The sequence below is a fragment of the Pseudomonas sp. KH_040 genome, assembly GCF_057839305.1.
This window is the reverse complement of the sequence record NZ_CM174487.1, coordinates 737216-763153: the sequence shown is the minus strand read 5'-3', so window position 1 is coordinate 763153 and position 25938 is coordinate 737216. Positions and strand designations below refer to the sequence as shown.

The 25938-nt window shown below is 60.6% G+C and carries 23 protein-coding genes; 14 read left to right on the top strand and 9 right to left on the bottom strand.

What is annotated here, in order from left to right; genetic code table 11:
* Positions 1-126 precede the first annotated feature (126 nt).
* Positions 127-1404 carry an acetyl-CoA C-acetyltransferase gene (locus AC3IUF_RS03325; protein ID WP_489280359.1) on the bottom strand — a complete coding sequence of 426 codons (1278 nt, stop codon included), beginning with the start codon at positions 1402-1404 and terminating at the stop codon, positions 127-129.
* A gap of 257 nt (positions 1405-1661) precedes the next feature.
* On the opposite strand from AC3IUF_RS03325, the gene AC3IUF_RS03320 reads away from it, so the two are divergent.
* The 4 genes from AC3IUF_RS03320 (at position 1662) to AC3IUF_RS03305 (ending at position 7580) form a co-directional block, all read left to right on the top strand.
* On the top strand, positions 1662-3014 hold the full coding sequence (locus AC3IUF_RS03320) for a 3-oxoacyl-ACP reductase (RefSeq protein ID WP_463544061.1): 1353 nt from the start codon (positions 1662-1664) through the stop codon (positions 3012-3014).
* 2 nt (positions 3015-3016) lie between these two features.
* Positions 3017-3871, top strand: a complete 855-nt coding sequence (locus tag AC3IUF_RS03315; protein ID WP_489280356.1) for a MaoC family dehydratase — start codon at positions 3017-3019, stop codon at positions 3869-3871.
* Between the two features lie 299 nt (positions 3872-4170).
* Positions 4171-5775 carry a collagen-like triple helix repeat-containing protein gene (locus AC3IUF_RS03310; RefSeq protein ID WP_489280355.1) on the top strand — a complete coding sequence of 535 codons (1605 nt, stop codon included), beginning with the start codon at positions 4171-4173 and terminating at the stop codon, positions 5773-5775.
* A 134-nt stretch (positions 5776-5909) separates the two neighbouring features.
* Positions 5910-7580 carry a ShlB/FhaC/HecB family hemolysin secretion/activation protein gene (locus AC3IUF_RS03305; protein WP_489280353.1) on the top strand — a complete coding sequence of 557 codons (1671 nt, stop codon included), beginning with the start codon at positions 5910-5912 and terminating at the stop codon, positions 7578-7580.
* A gap of 554 nt (positions 7581-8134) precedes the next feature.
* Here the strand turns inward: AC3IUF_RS03305 and AC3IUF_RS03300 are convergent.
* From AC3IUF_RS03300 to AC3IUF_RS03290, 3 genes are all read right to left on the bottom strand, one after another.
* Positions 8135-8545, bottom strand: a complete 411-nt coding sequence (locus AC3IUF_RS03300) for a response regulator (protein WP_007914653.1) — start codon at positions 8543-8545, stop codon at positions 8135-8137.
* 71 nt (positions 8546-8616) lie between these two features.
* Entirely contained in the window at positions 8617-8829 is a 213-nt protein-coding gene (locus AC3IUF_RS03295) for a Flp family type IVb pilin (RefSeq protein ID WP_007914651.1), read from the bottom strand.
* A gap of 18 nt (positions 8830-8847) precedes the next feature.
* Complete coding sequence (locus AC3IUF_RS03290; RefSeq protein WP_042705039.1) at positions 8848-9048, bottom strand: Flp family type IVb pilin; 201 nt, start codon at positions 9046-9048, stop codon at positions 8848-8850.
* Between the two features lie 340 nt (positions 9049-9388).
* Here AC3IUF_RS03290 and cpaB point away from each other — a divergent pair, with 340 nt between their 5' ends.
* Genes cpaB through AC3IUF_RS03250 form a run of 8 tightly spaced genes read left to right on the top strand, consistent with a single transcriptional unit; the run spans position 9389 to position 16837 of the window.
* Positions 9389-10330: a Flp pilus assembly protein CpaB gene (gene cpaB, locus AC3IUF_RS03285; protein ID WP_007914647.1), complete on the top strand. Its 942-nt coding sequence runs from the start codon at positions 9389-9391 to the stop codon at positions 10328-10330.
* Between the two features lie 20 nt (positions 10331-10350).
* Complete coding sequence (locus AC3IUF_RS03280) at positions 10351-11568, top strand: type II and III secretion system protein family protein (protein WP_414893248.1); 1218 nt, start codon at positions 10351-10353, stop codon at positions 11566-11568.
* Positions 11565-12755, top strand: a complete 1191-nt coding sequence (locus tag AC3IUF_RS03275; protein ID WP_007914643.1) for a CpaE/TadZ family protein — start codon at positions 11565-11567, stop codon at positions 12753-12755. Before AC3IUF_RS03280 ends, AC3IUF_RS03275 begins: the two co-directional genes overlap by 4 nt.
* Positions 12752-14020 carry a TadA family conjugal transfer-associated ATPase gene (locus AC3IUF_RS03270; RefSeq protein ID WP_095114393.1) on the top strand — a complete coding sequence of 423 codons (1269 nt, stop codon included), beginning with the start codon at positions 12752-12754 and terminating at the stop codon, positions 14018-14020. The genes AC3IUF_RS03275 and AC3IUF_RS03270 overlap by 4 nt, the downstream gene beginning before the upstream one ends.
* 18 nt (positions 14021-14038) lie before the next feature.
* Positions 14039-14923, top strand: coding sequence for a type II secretion system F family protein (locus AC3IUF_RS03265; RefSeq protein ID WP_095114392.1), 885 nt, complete (start codon positions 14039-14041; stop codon positions 14921-14923).
* Between the two features lies 1 nt (position 14924).
* Positions 14925-15809, top strand: a complete 885-nt coding sequence (locus tag AC3IUF_RS03260) for a type II secretion system F family protein (protein WP_007914637.1) — start codon at positions 14925-14927, stop codon at positions 15807-15809.
* Positions 15810-15831: 22 nt separating this feature from the next.
* On the top strand, positions 15832-16554 hold the full coding sequence (locus AC3IUF_RS03255; RefSeq protein ID WP_095114391.1) for a tetratricopeptide repeat protein: 723 nt from the start codon (positions 15832-15834) through the stop codon (positions 16552-16554).
* Between the two features lie 10 nt (positions 16555-16564).
* On the top strand, positions 16565-16837 hold the full coding sequence (locus AC3IUF_RS03250) for a DUF3613 domain-containing protein (protein ID WP_034154790.1): 273 nt from the start codon (positions 16565-16567) through the stop codon (positions 16835-16837).
* A gap of 118 nt (positions 16838-16955) precedes the next feature.
* Here the strand turns inward: AC3IUF_RS03250 and AC3IUF_RS03245 are convergent, their stop codons facing one another.
* The 4 genes from AC3IUF_RS03245 to AC3IUF_RS03230 form a co-directional block, all read right to left on the bottom strand.
* A complete protein-coding gene (locus tag AC3IUF_RS03245; RefSeq protein WP_489280350.1) occupies positions 16956-17318 on the bottom strand; it encodes a DUF6124 family protein in 363 nt (120 codons plus the stop codon).
* Between the two features lie 599 nt (positions 17319-17917).
* Positions 17918-18280, bottom strand: coding sequence for a DUF6124 family protein (locus AC3IUF_RS03240; RefSeq protein ID WP_489280348.1), 363 nt, complete (start codon positions 18278-18280; stop codon positions 17918-17920).
* 818 nt (positions 18281-19098) lie between these two features.
* The gene (locus AC3IUF_RS03235) at positions 19099-19887 is read right to left on the bottom strand and encodes a response regulator transcription factor (RefSeq protein WP_007914633.1); all 789 of its coding nucleotides are present in this window, start codon (positions 19885-19887) and stop codon (positions 19099-19101) included.
* A gap of 126 nt (positions 19888-20013) precedes the next feature.
* On the bottom strand, positions 20014-20484 hold the full coding sequence (locus tag AC3IUF_RS03230; protein WP_176472353.1) for an A24 family peptidase: 471 nt from the start codon (positions 20482-20484) through the stop codon (positions 20014-20016).
* A 75-nt stretch (positions 20485-20559) separates the two neighbouring features.
* Here AC3IUF_RS03230 and AC3IUF_RS03225 point away from each other — a divergent pair, with 75 nt between their 5' ends.
* Together AC3IUF_RS03225 and AC3IUF_RS03220 are read left to right on the top strand one after the other, a co-directional pair.
* A complete protein-coding gene (locus tag AC3IUF_RS03225; RefSeq protein WP_414893245.1) occupies positions 20560-21003 on the top strand; it encodes a TadE/TadG family type IV pilus assembly protein in 444 nt (147 codons plus the stop codon).
* Positions 21000-23753, top strand: a complete 2754-nt coding sequence (locus AC3IUF_RS03220) for a PAS domain-containing sensor histidine kinase (RefSeq protein ID WP_489280345.1) — start codon at positions 21000-21002, stop codon at positions 23751-23753. The genes AC3IUF_RS03225 and AC3IUF_RS03220 overlap by 4 nt, the downstream gene beginning before the upstream one ends.
* Here AC3IUF_RS03220 and AC3IUF_RS03215 read toward each other — a convergent pair.
* Positions 23750-25747, bottom strand: coding sequence for a pilus assembly protein TadG-related protein (locus AC3IUF_RS03215; RefSeq protein ID WP_007914629.1), 1998 nt, complete (start codon positions 25745-25747; stop codon positions 23750-23752). The two genes, AC3IUF_RS03220 and AC3IUF_RS03215, sit on opposite strands and share 4 nt — an antisense overlap.
* Positions 25748-25938 lie beyond the last annotated feature (191 nt).

Below are 25938 nucleotides of genomic sequence, written 5' to 3'. Positions count from 1 at the left end.
CGTCGATTATGGATTCGGTAAAGCAAGATCAGGTCGGTGTAACTCTAAAGCATCCCCCAATCAGTCCCCTCTCCCTCTGGGCGGTCCGACGTTTCGGGAGGGCTAGGGTGAGGGGCTCTTCAAGCGTTAGCGTTCGATGATGGCGGTGACGCCTTGCCCGCCCGCCGCGCAAATCGAGATCAGGCCCCGGCCCTTCCCCGCCGCGTCCAGCAACTTCGCCAGGTTCGCGACGATGCGCCCACCGGTCGCGGCAAACGGATGCCCGGCCGCCAGCGAACTGCCCTTCACATTGAGTCGGCTGCGATCGATCGAGCCCAGCGGCGCATCAAGACCCAGCCGGGTTTTGCAATATTCCGGATCTTCCCAGGCCTTCAGCGTGCACAGCACCTGAGCCGCAAACGCTTCATGAATTTCGTAGTAGTCGAAGTCCTGCAGGGTCAGACCATTGCGCGCCAGCAACCGCGGCACCGCATACACCGGCGCCATCAGCAGCCCTTCGGCGCCGTTGACGAAATCCACTGCCGCTGCTTCGCCATCGCGCAGATAAGCGAGGATCGGCAGGCCACGCGCCTTCGCCCATTCCTCACTGCCGAGCAGCACCACGGACGCGCCATCTGTGAGCGGCGTGGAGTTACCCGCCGTCAACGTGCCTTTAGCGCTTTTCTCGAACGCCGGTTTCAGCGTCGAGAGTTTTTCCAGGGTCAGGTCCGGGCGCAAATTGTTATCGCGAGTCAGACCAAGGAACGGCGTCATCAGGTCGTTGTGCCAGCCTTCGCTGTAGGACGCGGCGAGTTTGTGGTGGCTTTCGAGGGTCAGTTGATCCTGCTCTTCACGCGGGATCTGCCAGGTCTGCGCCATCAATTCACAGTGCTCGCCCATCGACAGACCAGTGCGTGGCTCGCCGTTGCGTGGGAAATCCGGAATCAGATGTTTCGGTCGCAATTGCAGAAAGGTTTTCAGTTTTTCGCCGGTAGTTTTGGCGCGATTGGCTTGCAGGAGAATTTTGCGCAGGCCTTCGCTGACACCGATCGGCGCGTCCGAGGTGGTGTCGACGCCGCCAGCAATACCGCTCTCGATCTGGCCGAGGGCGATCTTGTTTGCCACCAGGATCGCCGCTTCCAGACCGGTGCCGCAGGCTTGCTGAATGTCGTAGGCCGGCGTGGCCGGGGACAGGCGCGAGCCAAGCACGCATTCGCGGGTCAGGCTCATATCTCGTGACAATTTCAGCACCGCGCCCGCCACCACTTCGCCGATGCGCTGACCGTGCAGGTTGTAGCGTTCGATCAGGCCTTCGAGGGCGGCCGTGAGCATCGCCTGATTACTCGCGGTGGCGTACGGCCCGTTGGAGCGGGCAAAAGGGATACGGTTACCGCCGATGATCGCGACGCGGCGCAGCTGACTCATGAATAACTCCTTTTCAAATTGATCGAATTTGATGCAGTCCCCTGTGGGAGCGAGCCTGCTCGCGAAAACGCCGGCACATTCAGCATCTTCAGTGGCTGACATATCGCTTTCGCGAGCAGGCTCGCTCCCACAAGTACCGCGTTCCTCTGCAAGACCTGCTAAACCTCAGTGTCTAGCGTAGGCCTTATTGCGTGGATCGAACGATTGATTGCCATCGACAGTCCACACTTTGAACCCCAACTTCTGGAGAGCGTTCCATGTCTGACCGCTATATCGACTTCGCCAACTCGTCCATCGGCCATCGACTGGTCGGGGCGCTGGGTCTGCCGTCGCCGGTGCGACTGGAACGCTGGCAGGCCGGGCGCCTGCGGCCGGTGGAAGGTGCGCTGCTGATCGGCGGCGGGCCGCTGGCCGAACGCGTCAGCGCTTTCGCCAACCGTTTGACCGAGAGTATCTACCGCTACGGCGAGCAACCGACGACCGCGACTGAATGGATTCCCGGCCACGGCCCGAAACTCAAAGCCGTGGTGTTCGACGCCAGCGAACTGCTGCACACCGACCAGCTCAAACAGCTGCGCGAATTCTTTCAGCCGTTGATGAAGAACCTTGAGCACAGCGCGCACCTGGTGATTCTCGGTCGTGCGCCGGAAAGCCTGACTGACCCGTTTGCCGCGAGTGCGCAACGAGCACTGGAAGGGTTTTCCCGTTCGCTGGCCAAGGAGCTGCGCAGCGGCGGCACGCTGCAATTGATCTACGTCGGCGAAGGCGCTGAAGATCAACTGGAAGGTCCGCTGCGGTTTTTCCTCTCGCCGAAAAGCGCGTTCGTGTCCGGGCAGGTGATTCGCCTGACGGCGTGTGCGACGCAGGTGACTGACTGGACGCGGCCACTGGCCGGGCGCAAGGCGCTGGTCACCGGTGCTGCACGCGGCATCGGTGCGTCCATTGCCGAAACCCTGGCCCGCGATGGTGCCGAGGTGATCCTGCTCGATGTTCCCCCGGCCAAGACGGATCTGGAAGCCCTCGCCGCGCGCCTCGGCGGTCGTGCGATTACCCTCGATATCTGCGCCGAAGACGCCGCCGCGCAATTGATCGAACAACTGCCTGACGGCCTCGACATTCTGGTGCACAACGCCGGCATCACCCGCGACAAAACCCTGGCCAATATGACCCCGGAATTCTGGGACGCGGTGCTCGCAGTCAACCTCAATGCCCCGCAAATATTGACCAAGGCGCTACTCGACAATGGCACGCTGCACGATAATGCGCGGGTGATTCTGCTGGCCTCAATCAGTGGCATCGCCGGCAACCGTGGGCAAACCAACTACGCCGCGAGCAAGGCCGGGCTGATCGGTCTGGCGCAGGCATGGGCGCCGACGCTGCTGGAACGCGGTATCAGCATCAACGCCGTCGCCCCCGGTTTTATCGAAACGCAGATGACTGCACACATTCCGTTCGGCCTGCGCGAGGCTGGCCGGCGTATGAGTTCACTGGGCCAGGGCGGTTTGCCGCAGGATGTCGCCGAAGCGGTCGCGTGGCTGGCGCAACCAGGCACCGGCGCATTCACCGGGCAGGCGCTGCGGGTTTGTGGACAAAGTGTTCTGGGGGCTTAGGCATGAGCATCGAATGGCATACGCTGGATCGCGAACCGAATCTGCCGGGGCTGTACGCACGGGCGGCGACACGACGGAAAATCACCGGCACGCAATTGCCTGACGGCGGCTTGCGCTGTTGGGTCGATGTCGATGGCAAACGTCTGGCGGCCTATCGCAAGGTGTGTGGATTCGTCGATGACGGTCTGCTGCCGCCGACGTATCCGCACATCCTCGCCTTCGCCCTGCAGATGCAATTGCTCACTGCCAAAGAGTTTCCGTTTCCCCTGTTGGGGCTGATTCATTTGAGCAACCGCATTCGCGTGTTGCGCCCGATGGGCGGGATCGGTCGGGCGCAAGTCAGCGTTCGCGTGCACAACCTGCAACCGCACCCCAAAGGTGCGACGTTCGATCTGCTGACCACGCTGGATGATCAGCTCGGGCCATTGTGGGAAGCGGAAAGCCAGATGCTCTGTCGCGGCGTCAAGCTTGAGGGCGAGCCGGTCGAACAGACCTGGGAGCCGTCGCAATCGCTGGTGGAGGTGGCGCGCTGGAAAGCCCCGGCCGATATCGGTCGGCAATACGCCAAAGTGTCCGGAGACTACAACCCGATTCACCTGAGTTCGGCAAGTGCCAAGCTGTTTGGCTTCCCAACAGCCATCGCCCATGGTTTGTGGAACAAGGCTCGAACCCTGGCGGCGCTGGGCGATCATTTGCCCAAGGCCAACCTCGAAATCGCCGTGCATTTTCGCAAACCGGTGCGCCTGCCCAGTGAGGTGACCTTGCTGGCGAGCGCGGCGGGTTCCAGTGGAGAGTTGCGGCTGATCGGTGCACAAGACCTGGAGCACATGGTCGGGCAGTGGCAACCGATTGCCTGAGCACTCGGGAGACCGTTAATTGTGTGTATATCACTTAAGTTTTTCCCAGCCTTTCCCCCTTCGCCGAAAAAACCCGGGCCTTGATTATCAAGGCCTTTTTTTGCGCGGCTATATCGTGGGTATTAGTCCTTAGGCGCTGAACTTCACCCTCTATATAAAGGCGTTAATACCAACTTGAGAATGGCCTGAAACCCGCCCCTGGACTGAGATTGAGCACAACGGTCGAAGGCATCACCGACGACAGATCGGCGAGCCATCGAAGTCAACGAACGTTGTGACAGGTGCAAGGAATTACGATCATGAAAACTCAAGGCGTATGGTGCAAATCGGCAATCGCTCTGGCATTGATTCTCTCCCTTGGCCTCACCGGGTGCAGCAGCGGTGGTGGCGGTCATAAAAGCAGTTCCGGCAGCTCTGCGGCGGACGGTACCGCTGGCACTGGCGGTACGGGAGGCACCGGTGATACTGCGGGCACTGGCGGAACCGGTGGCACCGGTGATACTGCCGGGACTGGCGGAACCGGTGGCACGGGTGGTACTGGCGGAACCGGTGGTACAGGTGGCACAGGTGGCACCGATCCGACCAATCCAACCAACCCGACAGATCCGACCGATCCCACCAACCCGACCAATCCAACCACCACCCCGTTGGTCACCACCACACTGGTGCAGGATGTCGGCACCACCGTGGCCGGTGTCGGCGATGGCGTCGGCCAGATCGGCGATTCCCTGAGCACCGTTCCTGTGGTCGGTGGCGTGGTCCAGAGTGCGGCCAACACCGCTGGCAATGTCGTCACTACGTTAGGTAATGGTGTGAGCAACGGCATCGGTAAACTGGCCACCGACCCTAACGGCCTGACCACCACCGTCGCTTCGGTCGGCGGCGTGGTCACCGATGTAGGCAACGGCGTCTCTGATCTCAGCGGCAAACTGACAACGGCAACCGGCAGCGTGCCGGTGGTCGGCGGTGTGGTGACCAAAGTCGCACCGTTGCTTGATGGTGTCGGCGAGAAAGTCACCATGCTCGGCAATACCCTCGACACCACACTGACCAGCGGCCCGACCAGCCAACTGACCAACAAACTCGGCGGTAGTCTGGTGCCGGTGATTGCGATGGTCGAAAGCACCACGGACAAACTCGGCGCGACCACAGGTCTTGGCGATCCACTCAAAGGCGTGGTTGCGCAAGTCGGCGGCGCGGTGAACACCCTGGGCGGCAAGGTCACCGACGCGGGTAACGGCAATGCCTTGACCAACACACTCGGCGGCGCATTGAGCAATACCGGCACCGCGGTGGGCAAGGCCGGCGGTCTGGTGTCCAACGGCACCGGCGCGGGTACTGGCGGTGGAGTGGGTGGTGGCTTGGGCGGTGGCCTCGGCGGCACCGGTTTGCTGCAAACCGTTGGCGGTGCGGTGGTCAACGTTGGCGCAGGCTTGAATGCCGGGAATACCAATGGCGTCGTCAGCGCAGGTGGTGTTACCGCTGTCGGCCTGGGCAATACCGTGGCTTCGCTCAACACCGTGCTGGGCGGATCGGGCACCCCGATCACCGCGACAACTTCACCTCTGGCCACGGTCGGCGCCACCTTGGGCAATGGCCTGAACCCGGTCACCAGCGCTGTTACCAACGTGACTCAACAAGTCGGCGCGGCGACCGGTATCGGCTCACCTGTTGCAGGTCTCACCGGTCAGGTTGGCGGTGCGGTCAGCAGTATCGGCAATACCATTGCAGCGACCAATAACCCGGTCACCACCGCGGTCGGTGGTCTGGTCACCAACGTCGGCGGCACCGTCGCTGCCGTCGGCGGTCTGGTCAACGGCGGTACCAGCGGGGGTACCACCGGTGGCGGTCTAGGCGGTGTACTCGGCGGTCTAACCGGCGCCTTGGGAGGCAACAAACGCTAAATTGCACCTGGCCGATTCGACGGCCTCACCTACAGCGCCTACGCTTGGTTGAGGGCGGAAGATTCCCACGAGTCTTCCGCTTTTTTCTTAGGAAAAAAACAGCTCTGCGCTGTGATCTGACCATGGAGTGTCCTATGCGCGTAATGGCATCCCTGCTGTTCCTCAGTCTCAGTTCCGCCGCCCTCGCCGACACCCTGCCCAGTTTTCTCAACAGCAACGAAACCATCCGCAACCTGCCTGTGCCGAACCTGCCGGCCGATGCTTATCGCCCGAGCGCCACGCCCGTGCAAGTGCCGGACGCCGGTGCCGCCGCTGCGCAACCGCTGCTGATGGATACCAAGATCAATCTGCAAACCGTGCAGATCGAAGGCGGAACCCTCTACCCGCTCAACGAGCTCGCCGAAATCTATAAGCCCCTGATCGGCCACCAAGCCACGCTCGCCGACCTGATCGAAGCCACGCGCAACATCACTCGACGCTATCAGCAGGACGGTTACCTGCTGTCCTATGCGTTCTTGCCGCAGCAAAACTTCAACGATGGCGTCGCGCGCGTGGTGCTGGTGGAAGGCTACGTGCGGGATGTCCAGATCCAGGGCGATGTCGGCCGAGTCAAAGCGCTGCTCGACAAACTGGCGGCGAAGATCCAGGCCGAACGGCCGCTGACCCGCAAGACCTTCGAGCGTTACACCACGCTGATGACGCGCATCCCCGGCGTGACGATTCAGGCCCAGGTGCCACCACCGGGCACCACCGACGGCGCGACAACCCTGGTCGCCCAGGCCAGCCGCAAACCCTTCACCAGTACGCTGAGCACCACCGAAGACAACCGCAACGGCACCCAGGCTTTGCTCGGTGTCAGCAGCAACTCGCAAACCTCGATGGGCGAGCAACTGAGCCTCAGCGGTTTGTTCCCGCCGGGTGACGATCACGAACATTACTACCGCCTCGACTACAACCAGTTCCTCAATGACGAAGGCGCGCAACTGGCGCTGTCCGCATCACGCTACCGCGCCGATCCCAGTACCGAAGTCCTCATCGACGGCGGTGGTCGACTCAGCACCCATCGAGAAAACGACCGCTACTCCATCGGTTTCACTCTGCCGCTGATTGCCGCCTCCAACGAATTGCTGACCGCCGGCTCGCGCCTGTACGCAGTCGACGACAAGACTCGCTACAACGGCATCAACTTCCCGTTCAGCACCGAGTTCCGCACCGACGTACGCGCTCTGGCCTTCGAAGGCGACTGGCGCAAGGCCGATGCCCGGCAACTGCGCATTCTCAGTGGCGGCGTGTATCAGGGTTTCGACAGCCTGGGCGCGCATACCAACTACGACGACATCGACCTCGATTTCTTCCGCGTACGCCTGTCCGGGGTGCAGAGCAACAAGTTCCTCGACAACTGGCAAGGCGTGCTGTCGGCCGCGCTGTACTGGAGCGACGACACCCTGCCCGACAGCGAACGCGCGGTGTTCGGCGGGCAGAATTTCGGTCGCGGTTATCCCGACGATCAAGCGTCCGGCGACAAGGGCTGGGGCGTAGCGTACGAGGTCAACTACAGCTTCAACCGCGACGGCAACTGGGTGCGCATCCTGCAACCGTACGTGGTGCTCGACCGCTCGCGCAGCTGGTTCAACGAACTGCCGGTAAAGGCCAATAATCTGTCATCGGCAGCAATCGGACTACGCTTTGGCGACGCCAAGTACTACAACATTGCGCTGGAAGCGGCGAAGGCGATGTCGGATGAAGCGCTGGACACGTTCAATCGCAAGCCCAGGTACAGCATAAGTTTCAGCTACCAGTTGTAAGCTGAAATACCAAGGAGGCTTCGGCAGCGGCGGGTGGAATGTACAACCGGCAGAAATGGGTCGGATTGCAGGCCGCCTTCGCGAGCAAGCTCGCTCCTACAGTTGGATTAAGTGCATTCAGTTAGAAATTGGTCGGCTGTCAGGCCGCCTTCGTCGGAACGCCGCCCGGAGCAAGCTCGCTCCCACAGAAAAGCAAAAGCGACCCACGCCGCTCCTAGGCTTTTCACCACTCAACAGGATGAGCGTTAGCTCGGCTGCAGCTCTTGATCTTGATCCACGGGCGACGTCGGAAGGCTGAGTGGAGGGATTGATCCGAGGGTGGGAGCGTAGCGACCGTTTGGCGAAGCCAAACACAGCGAGAGGAGGTGCAGCGAAGCAAACCGTAGGCGCTGCCCCCGGATCGATCCCGGAGCGAAGGAACCCCGAGCCCCAGCGAGCGGGCCGCACGTAGGAGCAAGCCATTTTGGTTACTTTTTCGGCGTCTGGAAAAAGTGACCCGCCGTAAGGGCGGAACCCTAATCAGCCACACCCGCAGCAACGGATAGGCCCCCCAATCACCCAGCCACATTCCTCGAAGGCTTGGGAAACAAATTATCCAGAGTTTCCAACAACCTGACGTAATAAATCGGCTTGCGAAACAGATCCACAACCTGCAACCGCAACAGATCACTGACGTCTTCCATATCCGCATGCCCCGACATCACAATCACCGGCAAATGCTGCCGAGAAGTATGCTCACGCAACCGCTTGATCAACGACATCCCGGACTCCTCCGGCATACGCAAATCAGTAATCACCAGCGCGATATCGGGATGGCGAGTCAGATGATGCAACGCCAGCTTCACCGACGTCGCCGTATGGCAAGTAAACCCTTCACCCTCCAGCAACTCTGCCAGCTCCAGCAATGCGTCCTCTTCATCGTCAACCAGAAGCAACTGTTGGCGCGGCAGCGAAGGAGCATTCATGGGCAATCCCTGAAAACTGAAAGTGAACCCGAGTGTAGCGCGGCATCAACCAGGCATCAGCTTCGTTCAGCTCAGGACGGCGGTGCGGGGGCCGTCACGGCAGTGCCGCCCAGTGCCACCAGCAAATTGTTGAACATCACCAGTACCCGGGCGCCAACGGGGGTGACGAACACGATGACCACCACCGCCACCATCGCCACGACAATCGCATACTCGATTGCCGACGCTGCTTCAGTACTGGCAAAGAAGCCGCGGACACGCACTTTCAAATAATCAAAGAGCATCGCAATTCTCCTCGCCAATCAGGGCCTGGTTACCGCTGTGCCACCCAGCCCGGTCAGAATGTTATTGAAGTAAGCCAACACCCGGTTACCCAGCGGAGTGACAAAAGCCACAACGACTACCGCAACCATCGCCACCACGATCGCATATTCGATCGCCGACGCGGCTTCTTCGTTTTTGACCAGCAAACGGACTCTGGCCATCAAATAATCGAGGATCATCCGACACATACGACTACTCCTTTGCGCCTTTGGCGCCAATGTCACGCTGCAGCGGCCAAGACCCACCGTGCCATTTGAGCATTGTCAACAAACCCCCGCCCAACAACTGTAAGAACGGATTAATCACAAAGGATTAATCACATCGCGAAGTTGCCGATTGCTGCTGTTAATTGGCCAAGACTCATACTTTCGTGAGTTATTTTCCTGTCAGTAATGGCGTTTTGGCTTGGATCAGCTAGCGTGGAAATAGCGAAATAGTTGCATGTTCATAGCTGCCGGATTGGGAACTTCTCTCGTTAGCAAGTGCGGTGGGTAGTGCAGCAGGAAAGGGAGAGCCGTCATGAACAGTCGCGTCACCATGGGCCTTGCAGCCATCCTGTTATTGGGAGCCATTTTTGTCGGTTACTGGGGACTGGTACTCAGTCGTCAACCAGCGCCCGTCGCCGCCGCCCCCGTCGCCCCAACTGTCACCGTTGAAAAAACTGTCGCGATCGCCGAAGACCAGACCCGCCAACCGGTAGTGGTGTTGCTGCACGATGTGCCGCCGTTCACCGCACTGACGGCCGCCGATGTCACGGTGGAAAAACTGCGCAGTGCCCCGGCCGGCAGCTTGAGCAATGTCGATCAGGCCATCGGCCGTACACCTTGGCGGCACCTCAGCGCCGGCACCTGGCTGAATGATGAAAGCTTCAGCGCCGGCGGCTCACTGGCACGCATGATTCACCGCGATGAGCGCGCATTGACCGTGGCGGTCGACGAAGTGATCGGCGCGGCTGGACAACTGATCCCCGGCGATTACGTCGATGTCTTGCTCTACCTGCGCCAGGATTCCAGCAACCTCGAACAATCGGCGCAGATCGTTCTACCGGCCATGCGCGTGCTTGGGGTGGGTGATCAGTACGGCCTGACCAACGACGGCCAACCGGCATCGCCGGCCCTGAGCGCCGATGAAAAACTCAAACAGGATCAACGCCGCATCGCCGCGCGCACCGTAGTGCTGGCAGTGCCGGAACAACTGCTCAGTCGCCTGATGCTCGCCACACAAGCCGGCACCTTGCGCCTGGCCGTACGCAGCAGTGAAGAACAACGCCTGGCCAAGTACTGGGCCGGCGAAAATCAGTCCGCGGCCCATGTCGACACGGCTAACCGACAACTCTTCCAGTTCACCCAACTGGCCATGGGCGCGGCACCGAAAGCGCCCTCCAGCGGCGGCTCCGCTGGCGCTGCACGGCCGGCGGTGGAAATCATTCGCGGCAATCAGATCACCCAACAAAACCCATGACTGCGCAAGGATCCAAGGGCATGCAGAGTCGTTTCAGGCCGACATTCAAAACCATGCTGCGCGCCCTGCTACTGATGGGTCTGTCGATGGACGCTGCGTTCGCGGCGGTCGGCAACTGTTCGGCACTGGGGCGCATGCCGCCGGTGATCGAAATCGGCGAAGGGTTTCAACAGGACGTGCAGTCCCCGGTAGCGATCACCCGTCTGGCGATTGGCGATCCGAAAATCGCCGACGTACACGCCAACGGCAGCTCGTCCTTTCTGCTCACCGGTGTGGCGCCCGGCGCCACCAGCCTGATGGTCTGGACGTCGTGCTCAAGCGAGCCGCGCCAGAGCATGGTGTTCGTGCAGGGCGCCGCCACCGCTGCGTTGAGCAGCAGCCTGCCGTCGGATGATCCGAGCCTGCCGTCGCAAGTGCAGACCGACATCCGTTTCGTCGAAGTCAGCCGCACCAAACTCAAGGAAGCCACCGCCTCGCTGATCGGCACGCGCGGCAACTTTCTGTTCGGCTCGCCCGGCACCCTGCCCCCCATTGATGGCGTGCCGCAGCCACGTTTGCCGGTGGACAACTCACTGTTCAACTTTTCGTGGATCGGCGGCAAGACCATGGCGATCATCAACGCGCTGGAAACCAGCGGCTTCGCCTACACCCTCGCACGGCCGAGTCTGGTCGCGCTGAACGGTCAGAGCGCAAGCTTTCTGGCCGGCGGTGAAATACCGATTCCGGTGCCCAGTTCCGGCAGCGACAGCGTGTCGATCGAATACAAGGAATTCGGCATCCGCCTGACTCTGACGCCGACCATCATCGGCCGTGATCGCATCGCGTTGAAGGTCGCTCCGGAAGTCAGCGAACTCGACTTCAGCAATGCCGTACAAATCGCCGGCACCACTGTGCCCGCCCTGACCATCCGCCGCACCGACACCAGCGTCTCACTGGGCGATGGCGAAAGCTTCGTCATCAGCGGCTTGATCAGCACCACCAACAGCTCGCAGGTGAACAAGTTTCCCGGCCTCGGCGACATCCCGGTGCTCGGTGCATTTTTCAAAGGCTCACAGATCAAGCGCGAAGAGCGCGAACTGCTGATGATCGTCACCCCGCACCTGGTGCAGCCATTGGCCGCCGACGCCCAGCTGCCATCATTACCCGGGGAAAAACTGCGCAATTACGACCCGAATTTCTATCGCATGTTTTTTCTTGAAAACGGCAACTTCGACAAGCGCAGCGGGTTATCCCAATGAGCCAGAATCTGAGCCAGACCTTTCTCGCCATCACCCGCAACAGCACCGATCTGGAGTGGCTGCAAGGCGCGCTCGCGCCGCTCGGTCAGGTGGTCAGCGCCGGTGGCGGCAGTCTCGACGAATTGCTGGCACTGGTGGACGTGACCTTTGCCAGCCTGGTGTTCGTCGGCCTGGATCGCGAACACGTGGTCGCCCAGAGCGCATTGATCGAAGGCGCGCTGGAAGCCAAACCGATGCTGGCAATCGTGGCCCTTGGCGACGGCATGGACAATCAGTTGGTGCTCAATGCCATGCGCGCCGGCGCCCGGGATTTTGTCGCCTACGGTTCGCGCTCCAGTGAAGTCGCCGGGCTGGTGCGGCGCTTGAGCAAACGCCTGCCGCCCGTAGCACCGAACACGCAGTTGGGTGGCCTCACGGTCATGTATGGCGTGCAGAGCAGTTCCGACGGCGCACTGCTGGCCAACCACATGGCCTTGGTGGTGCAAAAGAGCGGTCAGCAAACCTTGTTGCTCGACCTCGGGTTGCCGCGCGGTGACAGCCTCGCCCTACTCGGGCTGGAGAGCTCGTTTCACTTCGGCGATGCCTTGCGCCACTTGCGCAGGCTCGACGCCACGCTGATCGACAGTGCCTTCACCAGCGCCGAGGCCGGCCTGCGCATTCTCGCCTACGCCAGCAACGATGAACCGCTGGAAAACACCAGCGCCGCCGAGCTGTACATGTTGCTCAGCGCCTTGCGCCAGCACTTCCAGCACATCGTCGTGAACCTCACCGGACAGACCGACAGCGAAGCCTTGCGCACCTTTGTCAGCCACTGCGACAAGTTGCTCTGGTACACCGATCAGAACGTGCTCAACTGCCGGCGCAACCTCGCCGTGCTCAATCTGTGGCGGGAAAAAGGCATGAAGCTCGACCACGGACGCCTGCTGATCGACCGCTACCTGAGCAACGTTGCGCCTAATTCGGAAACCCTCGGCAAAACCTTCAACCTGGAAGTGATCGCCACGCTGGCCCTCACCCCGGAAGTGCGCCTGAACGCCAAAAACCAGGGCGTCAGTCTGTTCGAACTGGCCCCACGGGAAAAACTCACCCAGAGCCTGCGCGCCCTCGGTGAAAGGTTAGCGAAACGTTCCGAGGGCCTGGCCAAGCCTAAAGTGACCTGGTTCGACCGCTTGCGAGGCACCTCATGAGCGCAGAAAAACTCTTCGGCGCGGCGCCCCGCAGTGGCGTCGGCAACAGCGATCACGAAGGCCTGAAACTGGTTCTGCATCGCTACATCATCGACGCCCTCGAAGAGTCCGGCAAAAATCTGCTGGAAGGTTCTCGTCAGCAACTCGCACAGTTCGTCACCGACAAAGTCGCCGAGTACATCGCGCGTTTGCACCTGGCGATTTCCCGCTACGAAATGGAGCGCCTGGCCGAAGAGATCGTCGACGAGTTAACCGGTTTCGGCCCGCTGGAAGTGTTGCTGCGCGATCAGTCGGTGACCGAGATTCTGGTCAACGGCCCGCACCGGGTGTTCATCGAACGCGACGGTGTGCTGCACCAGAGTGACCTGCGGTTTATCGATGCGCATCACGTCGAACGCGTGATGCAGCGCATCCTCGCGCCACTCGGTCGGCGCCTCGACGAATCTTCGCCGATGGTCGATGCGCGCCTGCCGGATGGCAGTCGGGTCAACGCGATCATTCCGCCGATTGCCCTCGATGGCCCATGCCTGTCGATCCGTAAATTTCGCAAGGACATGCTCAAGAGCAGCGACCTGATGGCGATGCAAACCATCGACCTGTCGATCTTCGAGTTTTTCCAGGATGCCGTCGGCAAGCGCTGCAACATCCTGATCAGCGGCGGTACCGGCACCGGCAAAACCACGCTGCTGAATATTCTCAGCCAGTTGATCAACCCGCACGAACGTCTGGTGACCATCGAAGACGTCGCCGAATTGCAGCTCGGTCACCCGCATGTGGTGCGCCTGGAAACCCGGCCGCCGAACGCCGAAGGCCACGGTGAAGTGAAGGCCAGCGACCTGATCCGCAACGCCCTGCGGATGCGCCCCGACCGGATCATCCTCGGCGAGATTCGTGGCGTCGAAGTGGTCGACGTATTGACCGCGATGAACACCGGTCACGACGGCTCGATGAGCACCGTGCACGCCAACAACGCCCAGGATGCCCTGCTGCGCCTGGAAACACTGGTCGGCCTGACGGGCCGTTCCATCGCCGAACGCACCCTGCGCCAGATGATCTGCGCTGCCCTCGACGTGATCATTCAGTTGACGCGCATGCCTGACGGGCGCCGCTGCGTCAGTGAAGTGGTGGAAGTGGTCGGTATTCGCGAAGACGTCTACGTCACCAATACCCTGTTCCGCCTCGACCGCCGCACGGGCTTCGGCTTCCTGCGCGAAGCGGTCAATCCGGCCGGCGACAAGCTACGCCACGAGACGCATCTGGGCTGACGGCAAGGAGCACCGAGCATGCTGGGACCGATCATTCTCATCGTTATCTGCCTGACGCTGCTGGGGCTGTCGATCCGTCTGTTCCTGCAAGGCCTGCGCAAGACCGCCACGGAAAAAGTCCTCAACCGTCTCGCCGCCGGACAGCCGCAACTGGCGCCAGAAAAACCTGTGTGGGTCGGACTGGAGCGGATGTTTCTGCGTGCCGGGCTGGGCCGCCCGACCGAGCGTTTCGGCCTGTGGCTGAGTCTGTGGGCGCTGGCGATGGCACTGGGTTATTTTCTCGCCGACTGGATCGGCCTGCTGCTGATGATCTTCATTCCGCCCCTGGCGTTACGGCTGTACATCGCCGTGCTCTACCAGCGCCGGGTCAAACGCATGATCGAGCAACTGCCACAGTTGCTTGATCACACCGTGCGTAGCCTGAAGTCCGGGCGCACCCTGAGTGACGCGGTCATGGGCGGCATTGAAGCCAGCGAAGATCCGCTGAAAAAAGCCATGGGCCGGGTCCAGCGCAACGTGCAATTGGGCGTGAACTTGCCGGATGCCGTCAGCGACTTTGCCGAACTCTATGAACAGGACGAACTGCGCATGTTTGCCCTCGGACTGAAGGTCAATCATCGCTACGGCGGCAATGCCAGCGAACTGCTGGAGAACCTGATCAAACTGATCCGCGAACGCGATCAGGGCGCGCGGCAACTGCGCGCCCTTACCGGCGAAACACGCATGACCGCGTGGGTGCTCGGCTCGTTGCCGTTACTGCTGGTGAGTTACTTCATGCTGACCAACCCCGGCTACATGCTCGGGATGTGGAACGACGCGAGCGGGCAGCACATGCTGATCAGCGCCGCCGTGTTGCAAGTGTTCGGAAGCCTGGCGCTGTGGCGCATGTTGCGGAGCGTTTGACATGGTCTGGCTCGCGGCTCTGATGTTGCTGCTTGGCGCCTTGATGCTGGTGATCAATCACCTGCTGGTGGAGCGCCGTCGAGTGCGCCAGGTCAACCAGCGCCTGCAGGGACAACTGGTGCGCGAGAACCGCTTCGGCAGCTGGTTGCGCGCATTGGGCAGCAGTAAGTTCGGGCAACGCTCGGTGAGCATCGACAGCGAAACCCAGACCCTGCTCAACCGTATCGGCTGGCGCCGCGCCAACGAGCGAGCGCTGTTCGCGGCCTGCCAGATCGGCACGCCGTTGCTGACACTGGGCCTGGCGATCTTTCTGCAAGAAGTATTTTTCCCCCAGGCCAGCAACCGCTGGATCGTGCCGATGCTCGCCACCGGCGGTGGCTATCTGCTGCCCAAACGTCTGCTGGCTTACGCAGCGACGCGGCGGCAGAAAACCATTGCCGTGGAGGTGTCGACCTTCATTCCGCTGCTGCGCATCCTTTTCGAATCCGGCATGGCAGTCGAACAAGCCCTGCGGGTACTCAGCATTGAAGCGCAAAAACTGCTGCCGGAACTGACCAGCGAACTGCGCCTGATTCTGGCCCGTGTCGACAGCGGCCTGGAACTTGGCCAGGAGTTGAACAAAGCCGCGGTGATGCTCGCCGTAGATGAATTCAGCGACACCTGCGTGATCCTCCAGCAACTGATTCAACAGGGCGGCGGCGCGATGAAGTCGCTGCTGGCGCTCAAGCAACTGCTGGATGACCGCCGCCTGACGCGCCTGCAGGAATACATCTCGAAAATGTCGGCGAAGATGTCTGTAGTGATGATGCTGTTTTTGTTTCCGGCACTGCTGATCGTCCTCGCCGGCCCGGGCTTCACCGCCATTGCCCGCGCGTTTGCAAACTGACCTTGCTCATGGAGAGCGTTTGATGAAAGTACTGATAGTCATGGCAAGTCTGTTGCTGCTCGGCGGTTGCGCCACCGACGGCCAGGCACCGTGGACGGCGCTGCTGTCACCGAGCAGTTGCAGCAAAATGACCCAGGAGCAGGAGCTGGCCCTGAACCTCGCGGACGACCTCGCCAACGACGGCAAACTGCACGCCAGCCTGGCCAACCTGCAAAGCCTGCCGGACAACATCAGCGAAGTGCGCCTGCGCAAAGCCAAGGTCTATCGCTTGCTCGGCCGCAGCGAAGCCGAGCCGCTGTACCGCGGCCTGCTCGGCGGCTGCCTGACCGCCGAAGCCGAACACGGCCTCGGCCAACTCTACGCCGCCCGTGGCGACAACGGCCAGGCCCAGGCCCACCTGCAACGCGCCGCGCGCCTGGCGCCCACCGACGAAAAAATCCGCAACGACCTGGGCGTGGTCTATCTCAACCAACTGCGCCTGAACGACGCCCGTTTCGAATTCCTCACCGCGATCGAACTCAAGCAGAACAACCAACTGGCGACCCTGAACATGGTCACCCTGTTGCTGTACCAGAACGACTGGCCACAAGCTGCCGAAATCATCAGCCGCGCGAAACTGACCCCGGAACAATTCACCGAAGCCCAGCAACGCGCAGAAAAACTCAAAGCCCCGGTCAAGACCAAACCAGCCACCAGCAATCAAGTGGCCGCCGTCGCTGACCCGTTGCCGTCATCGCTCAAGTAAGGAGACAGCCATGCATCCCTTCAAAGGCCTGTGCTACCTGACCCTGCTCAGCCTGCCCCTCAGCGCCGCCGCCATCGACGCCGGCCCCGCCTCGGCGCAACAACAGGAGACCGAAGGCTGGCTGGTCCTGCAAAGCCGCAACAAAGCCGCCTCACCCAAGCCACAAACGGCGACCGCAACCGAACGGGATCTGGCGATGCAGCGGTGGCTGAAGAAGTACAAATATGAGATTCCGGATTTTTATGATCCGGATGCGGGTGGGAAGATCGAGAGCAAGAATTAGTGATGGGGTGACCTTGCGAGCGCTTTCGCGAGCAGGCTCGCTCCCACCTTTTGAAATGCACTCCACCTGTGGGAGCGAGCCTACTCGCGAAGAACGATGACACAGTTTGCCTGCCGAATCAGGCCTGCGGATCCACCCGATCCAGCGCCCGGTTTACCGCCAGCTCGGCCAGCATGACGATCTGCTGAATCGCCAGCGCGGTATTGCGCTCGGGCCGGGCCAACTGATCGGCAAAGTTACCGGCCAGCGTGTTGGCCGAAGCCAGGGATTCGCAGGCGTGGGCGAGCAGGCTTTCGGTATCGATTTTCGGATGGATGAGAAACATCGTGCTGGGCTGGCGGGGTTTTGCAGATTCGGGGCAGAGGTAGAAATCGAGAGCGCGTTTGATGGCTTCGCGGTTCTTGACGAGGTCGTCGGCGCGGATGGCATCTTCGAGCGGGGTGATGGGTTCGTGGGGTGGGTCGGGGATCAGTTTGTCCATATCAACTCCTACTTGGCTGAGGAGCCAACCTTTGTCGTTTCCACACGACAAAAGGTGGCAGCTGTACGCAGGGTGGAAAACCGATAAGTAGGCAACCGGCCAGACCGAAGCCTGCCCGCGCACAGCCGCCGCGACACAGTTTGCAGACGAAAGAAGACGCCGACAATGATTGCGGTAGCGATGCAACGCATCTACTTGAAATTCAGGTTTCCACACCCGGTCGCTGAATTGGCAGCGACAGCCAGAGACTAAAGAGCGCACGTCCGACGGACAACCTGAAAACCATGTGGGAAGGTTCTGGTTATCTGGCACACATTTAAACAGCCAAAAGCCAACCCTCACCCTAGCCCTCTCCCAGAGGGAGAGGGGACTGACCGGGGTGTTTGGTAGAGGTACGCCGACGTGAAATATCGAGTTGAACTCAGGCTTTGAAAAACACACAAATCGGCCCCCTCTCCCTCGGGAGAGGGCTGGGGTGAGGGGCGAATCCAACGCAAATCAAAAGCCGCCCCCCCTGCGCTCTCCCACAGCTGAAATGCATTTCAAAATGTGGCAGCAAGCCTACTCGCGAAGAACGATGACACAGTTTGCCTGCCGAATCAGGCCTGCGGATCCACCCGATCCAGCGCCCGGTTTACCGCCAACTCGGCCAGCATGACGATCTGCTGAATCGCCAGCGCGGTATTGCGCTCGGGCCGGCCGAGCTGATCGGCAAAGTTACCCGCCAGGGTGTTGGCCGAAGCCAGGGATTCGCAGGCGTGGGCGAGCAGGCTTTCGGTATCGATTTTCGGATGGATGAGAAACATCGTGCTGGGCTGGCGGGGTTTTGCAGATTCGGGGCAGAGGTAGAAATCGAGAGCGCGTTTGATCGCTTCGCGGTTCTTGACGAGGTCGTCGGCGCGGATGGCATCTTCGAGCGGGGTGATGGGTTCGTGGGGTGGGTCGGGGATCAGTTTGTCCATTGAAACAACTCCAAAGTCTTTGCCGCCACCCACTGCCATTCTCACGGGGCAAAAGGTGGCAGCTGTATGCGGGGTGAGAATACCGGTTATGGACACCCGGCCAGACCGAAGTCTGCCCGCACACAGCCGCCATGACACATTGCAGACAGCAGACAAGCTGGCGGCGATTATGCGTGCACAAAGACTTGATGACCATAAATTGCCGGGTTCTCACACCCGATCGCTGAGTGTTCAGCGACAGCCAGAGACTAAAGAGCGCACGTCCGACGGACAACCTGAAAACCGTGTGGGAAGGTTCCGGTTATCTGCAACAAATTTAAACAGCCAAAAGCCAACCCTCACCCTAGCCCTCTCCCAGAGGGCGAGGGGACTGACCGAGTTGTCTGTGGAGAGCTACGCCGGCGTGAAAGACCGAGTCGAATTCAGACGATAAAACAGATCAAAAGCCCTCACCCGCTCCTAACCACTCAACAGGATGAGCGTTAGCTCGGCTGCAGCTTTTGATCTGCTGGCCCCTTCGGCAGGCTGAGTGGAGGGATTTATCCGGGGGTGGGAGCGCAGCGACCGTTTGGCGAAGCCAAACACATCGAGAGGAGGTGCAGCGAAGCAAACCGTAGGCGATGCCCCCCGGATAGATCCCGGAACGAAGGAACCCCGAGCCCTAGCGAGGGGCCGAACGCCGGGGCCCAGCCTTTTGGTTACTTTTTGGCGTCTGAAAAAGTGACCCGCCGTAAGGGCGGAACCGCCAGCCGCAACACCCAAAAAAACGGATATACACACCAAACCCCAAGAACCTGGTCGGCCCAAAGGCCGCCAAGTCAATGCGCCGTAACCCTCTGCCGCGCAGCAGAAGCACTCGGCGACAAAGCCAGAGCCAACTGCGTCCGATTATGCATATGCGTCAACCGCAACACCTGCGAAACATAAAGCTTCACCGTGTTCTCGGTAATCCCCAACTCACAGGCAATCTGATAATTGGTCTGCCCCTTGCCCACCAACCGCGCCACATCCAATTGCCGCGGCGACAACTGATTGAAAATCGCCGGCATCTCCTGCGCCTCAGCCTCAGCAGACTCACCACCCAATCCATCGCGAGCCACCGACGAAGGACTACGCCGTACCTTGTCCAGATCCTGATAAAGGTCATCAATCGACTCAGACAGATACTGCAACTTCTGATTCAAATGCCCCAGTTGCAGATTCTTCTGCCGTTCCTGCAGAGCCGCCTCCTGTCGCCGCACACCTTCGAGCAATTCATCCAGATCAATCGGCTTCTGATAGTAATCAGCAATCCCGGCCCGCAACGCCTTGATCACATCCTGCTTGTCGGCACGCCCGGTGAGCATGATCGCCTCAAAAGCCCGATGCTTGCCCGCCAGTCGCTGCAACGCCTGAATCAACTGAATGCCATCCATGTCCGGCATGTGCAGATCACTCAGCACCAGACCGATTTCCGCGTCCTCAGTGAAACGCTCGATCGCCTGCAGACTCGATTCGCACGGCACACAGCGATAACCGCTACTTTCAAGAAACTCGCACAGCTCCTCAACAATCAACGGCTGATCGTCGACCACGAGGACTTTTACCGCAGACGTAAGCTTGTTCACGTGCTACTCCATGTGCCAGGCCAAAGCTGACCATTCCTGTACTGCCAGCCTTTGGCTGTATAACCAGTTCCTTTGAAAGTAGACGTACTTTCCGACTATGTACATAGGACTAGTGGCGCTTGGCGACTAGTGGATCCAAAGCATGACAAACACGGCCCCCACCAACACGAACGGTGCAAATGGCAGCTTTTTTGACTTATCTGGCGCCAGATATCGCAGACGATCTCTAAGCCCTTGACTCATATGGAGCCAGACTCTTGGCGCCAGCAGCAGCCAGACCACACTGGCAAACCCTGCGCCAATAAACACGCCAAGAATGAACAGACCGTCCGTCGCAAGGCCCAGAGCTGTCATTAATTTCACATCGCCGGCACCCATCCGGCCCATGAAAAAACCCGGAAGGGTCAGCGCCAGAGCGATCAGGCAAGCCCAACCGCCCTGCCCCGCATCAGCGCCCAGCCAAGTGCTGCCGGTCCACAGCAGCCAGATCAGCGCCAGCGCGGCGACGCCGAAGGTCAGCCCATTGGCGATGCGTCGCTGGCGGGCGTCTTGCGCCGCGCACAGCCCCAGCCAGATCAAGAGGACAAAACTGTACATCGGGTAAAAACCGTCCATTTTTGCGGAATGATTCTATGCTGATACTACGCAGTGACAGTCAGGGTAGACGCACTCATGAAAACCGGCTTTCGGAAGTCGCAAAAAGGTGCGGTGGCGATCGAGTTCGCCTTGGTGTTCATCATCTTTTTCGCCGTGTTCTACGGTCTGGTCAGCTACAGCCTGCCGTTGGTGATGATGCAATCGTTCAATCAGGCCACGTCCGAAGCGGTACGCCGCAGTGTCGCGGTCGACCCCAACACGCCCGACTATTCAACGGTCGTGCTTAACACCGCGAATGCCACGCTGACCCAGCAATTGTCCTGGATTCCGCCGGTCTTCAACCTGGTGGTCGGCGTTGATACCAGCAGCCAATACAGCGCGTCAGGCCTGCTGACGGTGCGAGTGGATTATCCAGTCAGCAAGTTGAATCAGGTCATGCCGTTTCTGGTGCTTCCGGTCGTTGGCACAGTGCCTAGTCTGCCCACCTATCTGACCGCCAAATCGAGTCTGCAATTTTGACGTCGGGGGACAAACTGTTCGGGCGCTTGCTCAAACGCACACCGCCCGCCGCCCATGAGTTGCCCGACCCTCTCGGCTCACCCGCAACAGGCTTGCACCTGTACCTGAACGATGACGGTGGCGTGCTGCAAATGGCTGGGCCGTTGCGGCATCTGCTGGCGCAGTTCAAGCCTCACGATCACCCTTTACCGCTGAGCACCTACCTGCTGCCGCACAGCACACTGGCCATCGAAGGTCGACCAAGGGAATGGCAGGGGCTGCTGCTTGATCTCGACTTCTTCGGTCTGGGCGAGCAGACCGTGCACCTGCGTGGCTGGGTGCAGCCGCAGGGCGAAGGCTGGCTGATGCAGTTGATCGATATCGCCGACTTGCTGCTCGAACGTCAACAATCGCGTCAGCGGGATGCCTGCCAATTGATTGCCGGGCAGATCAGCGAACAGTTACGCGCGTGCAGCCAGTTGCGTTTGCCAGTGATCGTCAGCGAACAATTGCAACTGATCGCCCAGCGCTGGCATATCCCTTGTGTGGCCCTGGCCTTGCTCGATGACGAGCAACAGGGTTGGCAAATCTATCGCCAGTATCGCGCTCACGATGCGCCGAATCTGTGGCATGACCAGCAGCGTCTGGGCACGCCGCTGGACAGCCTGAACGGTGTCGCGCCACAGCGTGTCGGCGCACACCATGGCCTCGACGAACACTCGCGGGTGCAAGTCCTGTTCGGCAATGCCGAAGGTTTCGCGGTGCCGTATAGCGATGAACGCGGCGTGGTGGCTTGGCTGCTCTGCGGTTTTTACTCCGTGGACAGCGCCGCGCCGTACCTGACCGAGCGCGACTGGATCGCACTGGTCGGTGCACTGGCCGGGCCTTTACTGGGGCGTTTGCGTGAACAGCAACATCACCTGCAACTGGAACGCATCGAAGCGCTGCAAACCCTGCTGGGCACCGGCTGGTGGGAGATCCTTGCAGGCGACAACAACATTCAACTGGCGCCTGCGCTGGCCGCAGCCCTGAAGGTGAACCCTGGCGGATTATCGCTGGAAGACTGGCTGAGGCAAATCCATCCCGTCGACCGCGACGAGTTGCGCAGCCGTCTGCAAGCCTTGCAGCAACAGGGCGAAGCCCTGACGCTTTCGGTGCGTCTGAGCAGCGATGATCCCGCGCAGGCCCCCCTGTGGTATCGCGTGCAGGGCCAAGTGATTGGCAGCGGCGAGTACCGCCGGTTGGTCGGTTTCATGCTCGATATCAGCGACATTCAGAACCAGCACCAACGAGCCGCTGCCGCACATGCACGGCTCGACAATCTGATCGCCAGTTCGCCCGCAGTAATTTACGTCCAGCAGTACCACGAAGGTGCACTGATTCCGGCGTTCTTCAGTGCCAGCCTGCAGCCGTTGCTGGGCTGGAGCCTTGATGATTGCGGGAACGGGGCCTTGGTCGAAATGATCCACCCCGAAGACCGTGACCTGTATTTCGCCCGCAGTCGCCAGCTGTTGCGCGAAGGTTCAGTGCGCGCGCGTTATCGGCTGCGCGATCGTCACGGTGAATATCACTGGCTGCTCGATGAAGCCAAGTTGCTGCGCAATGACCTGGGCCTGCCCGTGGAAGCAGTCGGTCTGTGGCTGGACGTCACCGAGGCGACCCTGGCGGCCGAGCAGGTGAAAAAGAGCGAAGAGCGCTATCGGATTCTGGTGGAGGACTCGCCAGCGATGATCTGTCGTTATCGCCCGGACCTGATTCTGACCTTTGGCAACCGGCCGCTGGCGAGGTATCTGGAATGCACGCCGGAGCAACTGCCAGGGGTCGATCTGGGCAGTTGGATGTCCGAGGAACAACGCGCCGCATTCGTCCAGCGTCTCGGATCACTGACGGCGGAACAGCCGGTGAGCACCGCAGAAATCAGCCTGCAACTGCCCGGCCGCGAACACGCCTGGTGGGTCTGGTCCGATCGCGGTGTATTCGATGAACACGGCCAATTGATCGAAGTGCAAGCGGTGGGCCGCGATAACACCGAGGTGCGCCGCTCGCAGCAGCAACTCACGCAAAGCGCGAAAATGGCCACCCTCGGCGAAATGGCCACCGGCCTGGCCCATGAAATCAATCAGCCGCTGAACGTCATGCGCATGGCCATCGTCAACGTGCTCAAGCGTCTGGGCAACGGCGATGTGCAGGTCGACTACCTGACCGACAAACTCAACCGCATCGACGCGCAGGTGCAGCGTGCGGCGAAAGTGGTCGATCACATGCGCGTATTCGGCCGGCGCTCGGAGATCGAGCAGCAACTGTTCAACCCCGCCTCGGCCATTGAAGGCACGCTGTCGCTGCTGGCCGAGGGCATGCGCGGCAAAGGCGTGGATTTGCGCATCAGCGAGACCGGGTTCGAGGTCCAGGTGCGCGGCTACGTCGATCAGCTTGAACAGGTGTTGATCAATCTGATGGTCAATGCGCGCGACGCGTTGCTGAGCAAACGCGAGAAGGATTCATCCTTCAAACCGTGGATTTCGATCTATGCCGAACGCGATGAACAGTGCGTGCGGTTGTGGGTCGAGGACAACGGTGGCGGTATCGATCCACGTTTGCTGGAGCGGATCTTCGAGCCGTTTTTCACCACCAAACCGATCGGCGTCGGCACCGGTCTGGGATTGTCTGTGAGCTACGGCATCATCGACAACATGGGTGGCCGGTTGAGCGTGCGCAACTCGGTGGAGGGCGCACGGTTCTGCATCGAATTGCCGGTTGCCGTGGACGCCTAGATCACCAGATAGGCCTTGCCGGTCTGGCCGCAGGTCATGTTGGCGCCGACGTCGACGTCCATCAGATTGATGCCCAGACCTTTGAGCAGGTTGTTCAGCAGCGGGTCGAGCAATGGGCTGACCAGATTGGTCACCACTGGCAGTAACTTGCTGGTGACATCGCTGATCAACGAGGCGACGCCGGTAACAACGGCACCCAATGGATTACTGCCCTGGGGTTTGTAGACGATCAGGTTGATGCCGGCGAGGGTGTTCGACAAGCTGCCGACGATGTTGTTGGTGGGTGCGGCTGACTGAATGCTTGGGGGCAATTTGAGGTTGGCCGGGGTGGCGAATGGCGTGGCGCTGGAGAAGACCAGATCCTGAGTGTTTTGCGCGACGCTGGTGTCGAGCATGATGCCGATGCCTCCCGCGCCGAAAGGGACATGGGTGGCAGGATCACAGGTGCCGAGCAGCAGGATTTTGTGACAGGTGACGATCCCCAGATCGATCAGCGCCAAGGGTGCCACCGTGGGTTCGGCCGCCGAAGAGAAGGCATTGGTCGGATCGATCTTGCCGAGTTTCAAATCAGCGATGGACGTGATGGTATGCGCGGTCAGGCTCTTGGTGCCGGTGGTGCCCGTCGGACAGCTGTAATCGGTGACATAACTCTTGGCGCCACCGGCATCCAGACTGATGTCGATTTGCGGTGATGGCAGCAATTGTGGATCAAGTTGCTCACAACCGGCGCCCAACAGGCACAGGACTGAATTGAGCGTACTGACCAGATTCAGACTCAGTAGTGCATTGAGGGTCGGGGTCAAGCCACCGACCAGCCCCAGCACGGCATTGGTCAGCCCGGTGACGCCGCTGAGCACCGGCAGACTGACTGACACCAATGTGCGCACCTGCGCCGTACGCACATAAATCCGGTCCGCCCCGGTCGGGTTGACCTTGGCCCGCGCCGGATCGCCAATCGCAGAAAACTGCGGCGGTTCGATCACTTTCACCCGCACCGTGACATTCGCCAGCCCGAGCACGCTGATCGGCAATGTCGCCGCCACCGCACTCTTGCTGTTGGCCAGTTGCACCACGCCCTGAATCAGTTGCAGCAGTTGCAGATTGGCGTCCAGCCCTGCCGCCGTGGTGCCAGTCTGCAGTTGCAGGATGTCGCCGAGTTTGACCGGCGCGGCATTGATTGCCGCGACCTGCAATTGGCCCAGTGCAGTGATCACCTGGGCGGTCGCGCCATTGAGCTGCACCACCGTCGCCGCCGCCTGAATCAGTTGCGTCACGGTCGCCTGGGTGTTGAGCAACTGCGTGTAATTGCCGGCCGCGACGTTGAGATTGATCGCCAGTTGATCAAGGTATTTGAGCAAGTTGATGTCGGTGTTCAGCAGGCCATCCCAGCCCAGAGCCGTGAGATTGACGTTACCGCCCAATAATCCGGAAAACAGTGGATTGAGGATGTTCGACTGCGCCGTATCGATGCTGGCCAGGGTGCTGCGAATATTCAACTGGGCCACCGTCGGCTGCGGTTTGGCGGCCACCGCCGAGGCATTGAGCGTGGTATTGAGACTGACCGGTGTGCCGCTGAACAAGGCCTGTACGCCACCGGCAAAACTGCTGGTCACCGTGCGACTGGCGACGACTTTGACCGCTGCCGCTTGCGTGGCATCCACTGCGAACGTGCGCAGGCCGGTGGCGGCCGTCACCAAGGTGCCGCACGTGGTGGCGAGGGTGTTGCTGGCATCGACGAGGTAGCCATTGCGCACGGCGCTTTGCCCGGCATAACTGGCGGCGCTCAGGCCCGGCAGGCAATTACCGCCACGGCTGACGGCTTCGAGGGCGGCGTTGTCGACCACGCGCTGCAATTTGCGTTGTTCCATGTACAGGCGACCGGTGTCGACCACCAACAGCAGCATCACCACCGCCAGACTGAGGGTGGCCGCCGCCATCAAGCCAATCGCCCCGCGCTGCCGGGCCGGGCTGTTGAATCGCGAACGAGGCGACATGGCGCACTCCTTTGCCGCTAGCTCCATTGGTGCAACTGAGTGTAGACGCGCAATCCCCGGTAGGAGCTGCCGCAGGCTGCGATCTTTTGATCTTGGCCTCTAAAAAAGCAAAATCAAAAGATCGCAGCCTTCGGCAGCTCCTACAAGGGTTCGTCGCAGGACAAAAAAAAATGGGAGCTCAAGAGCTCCCG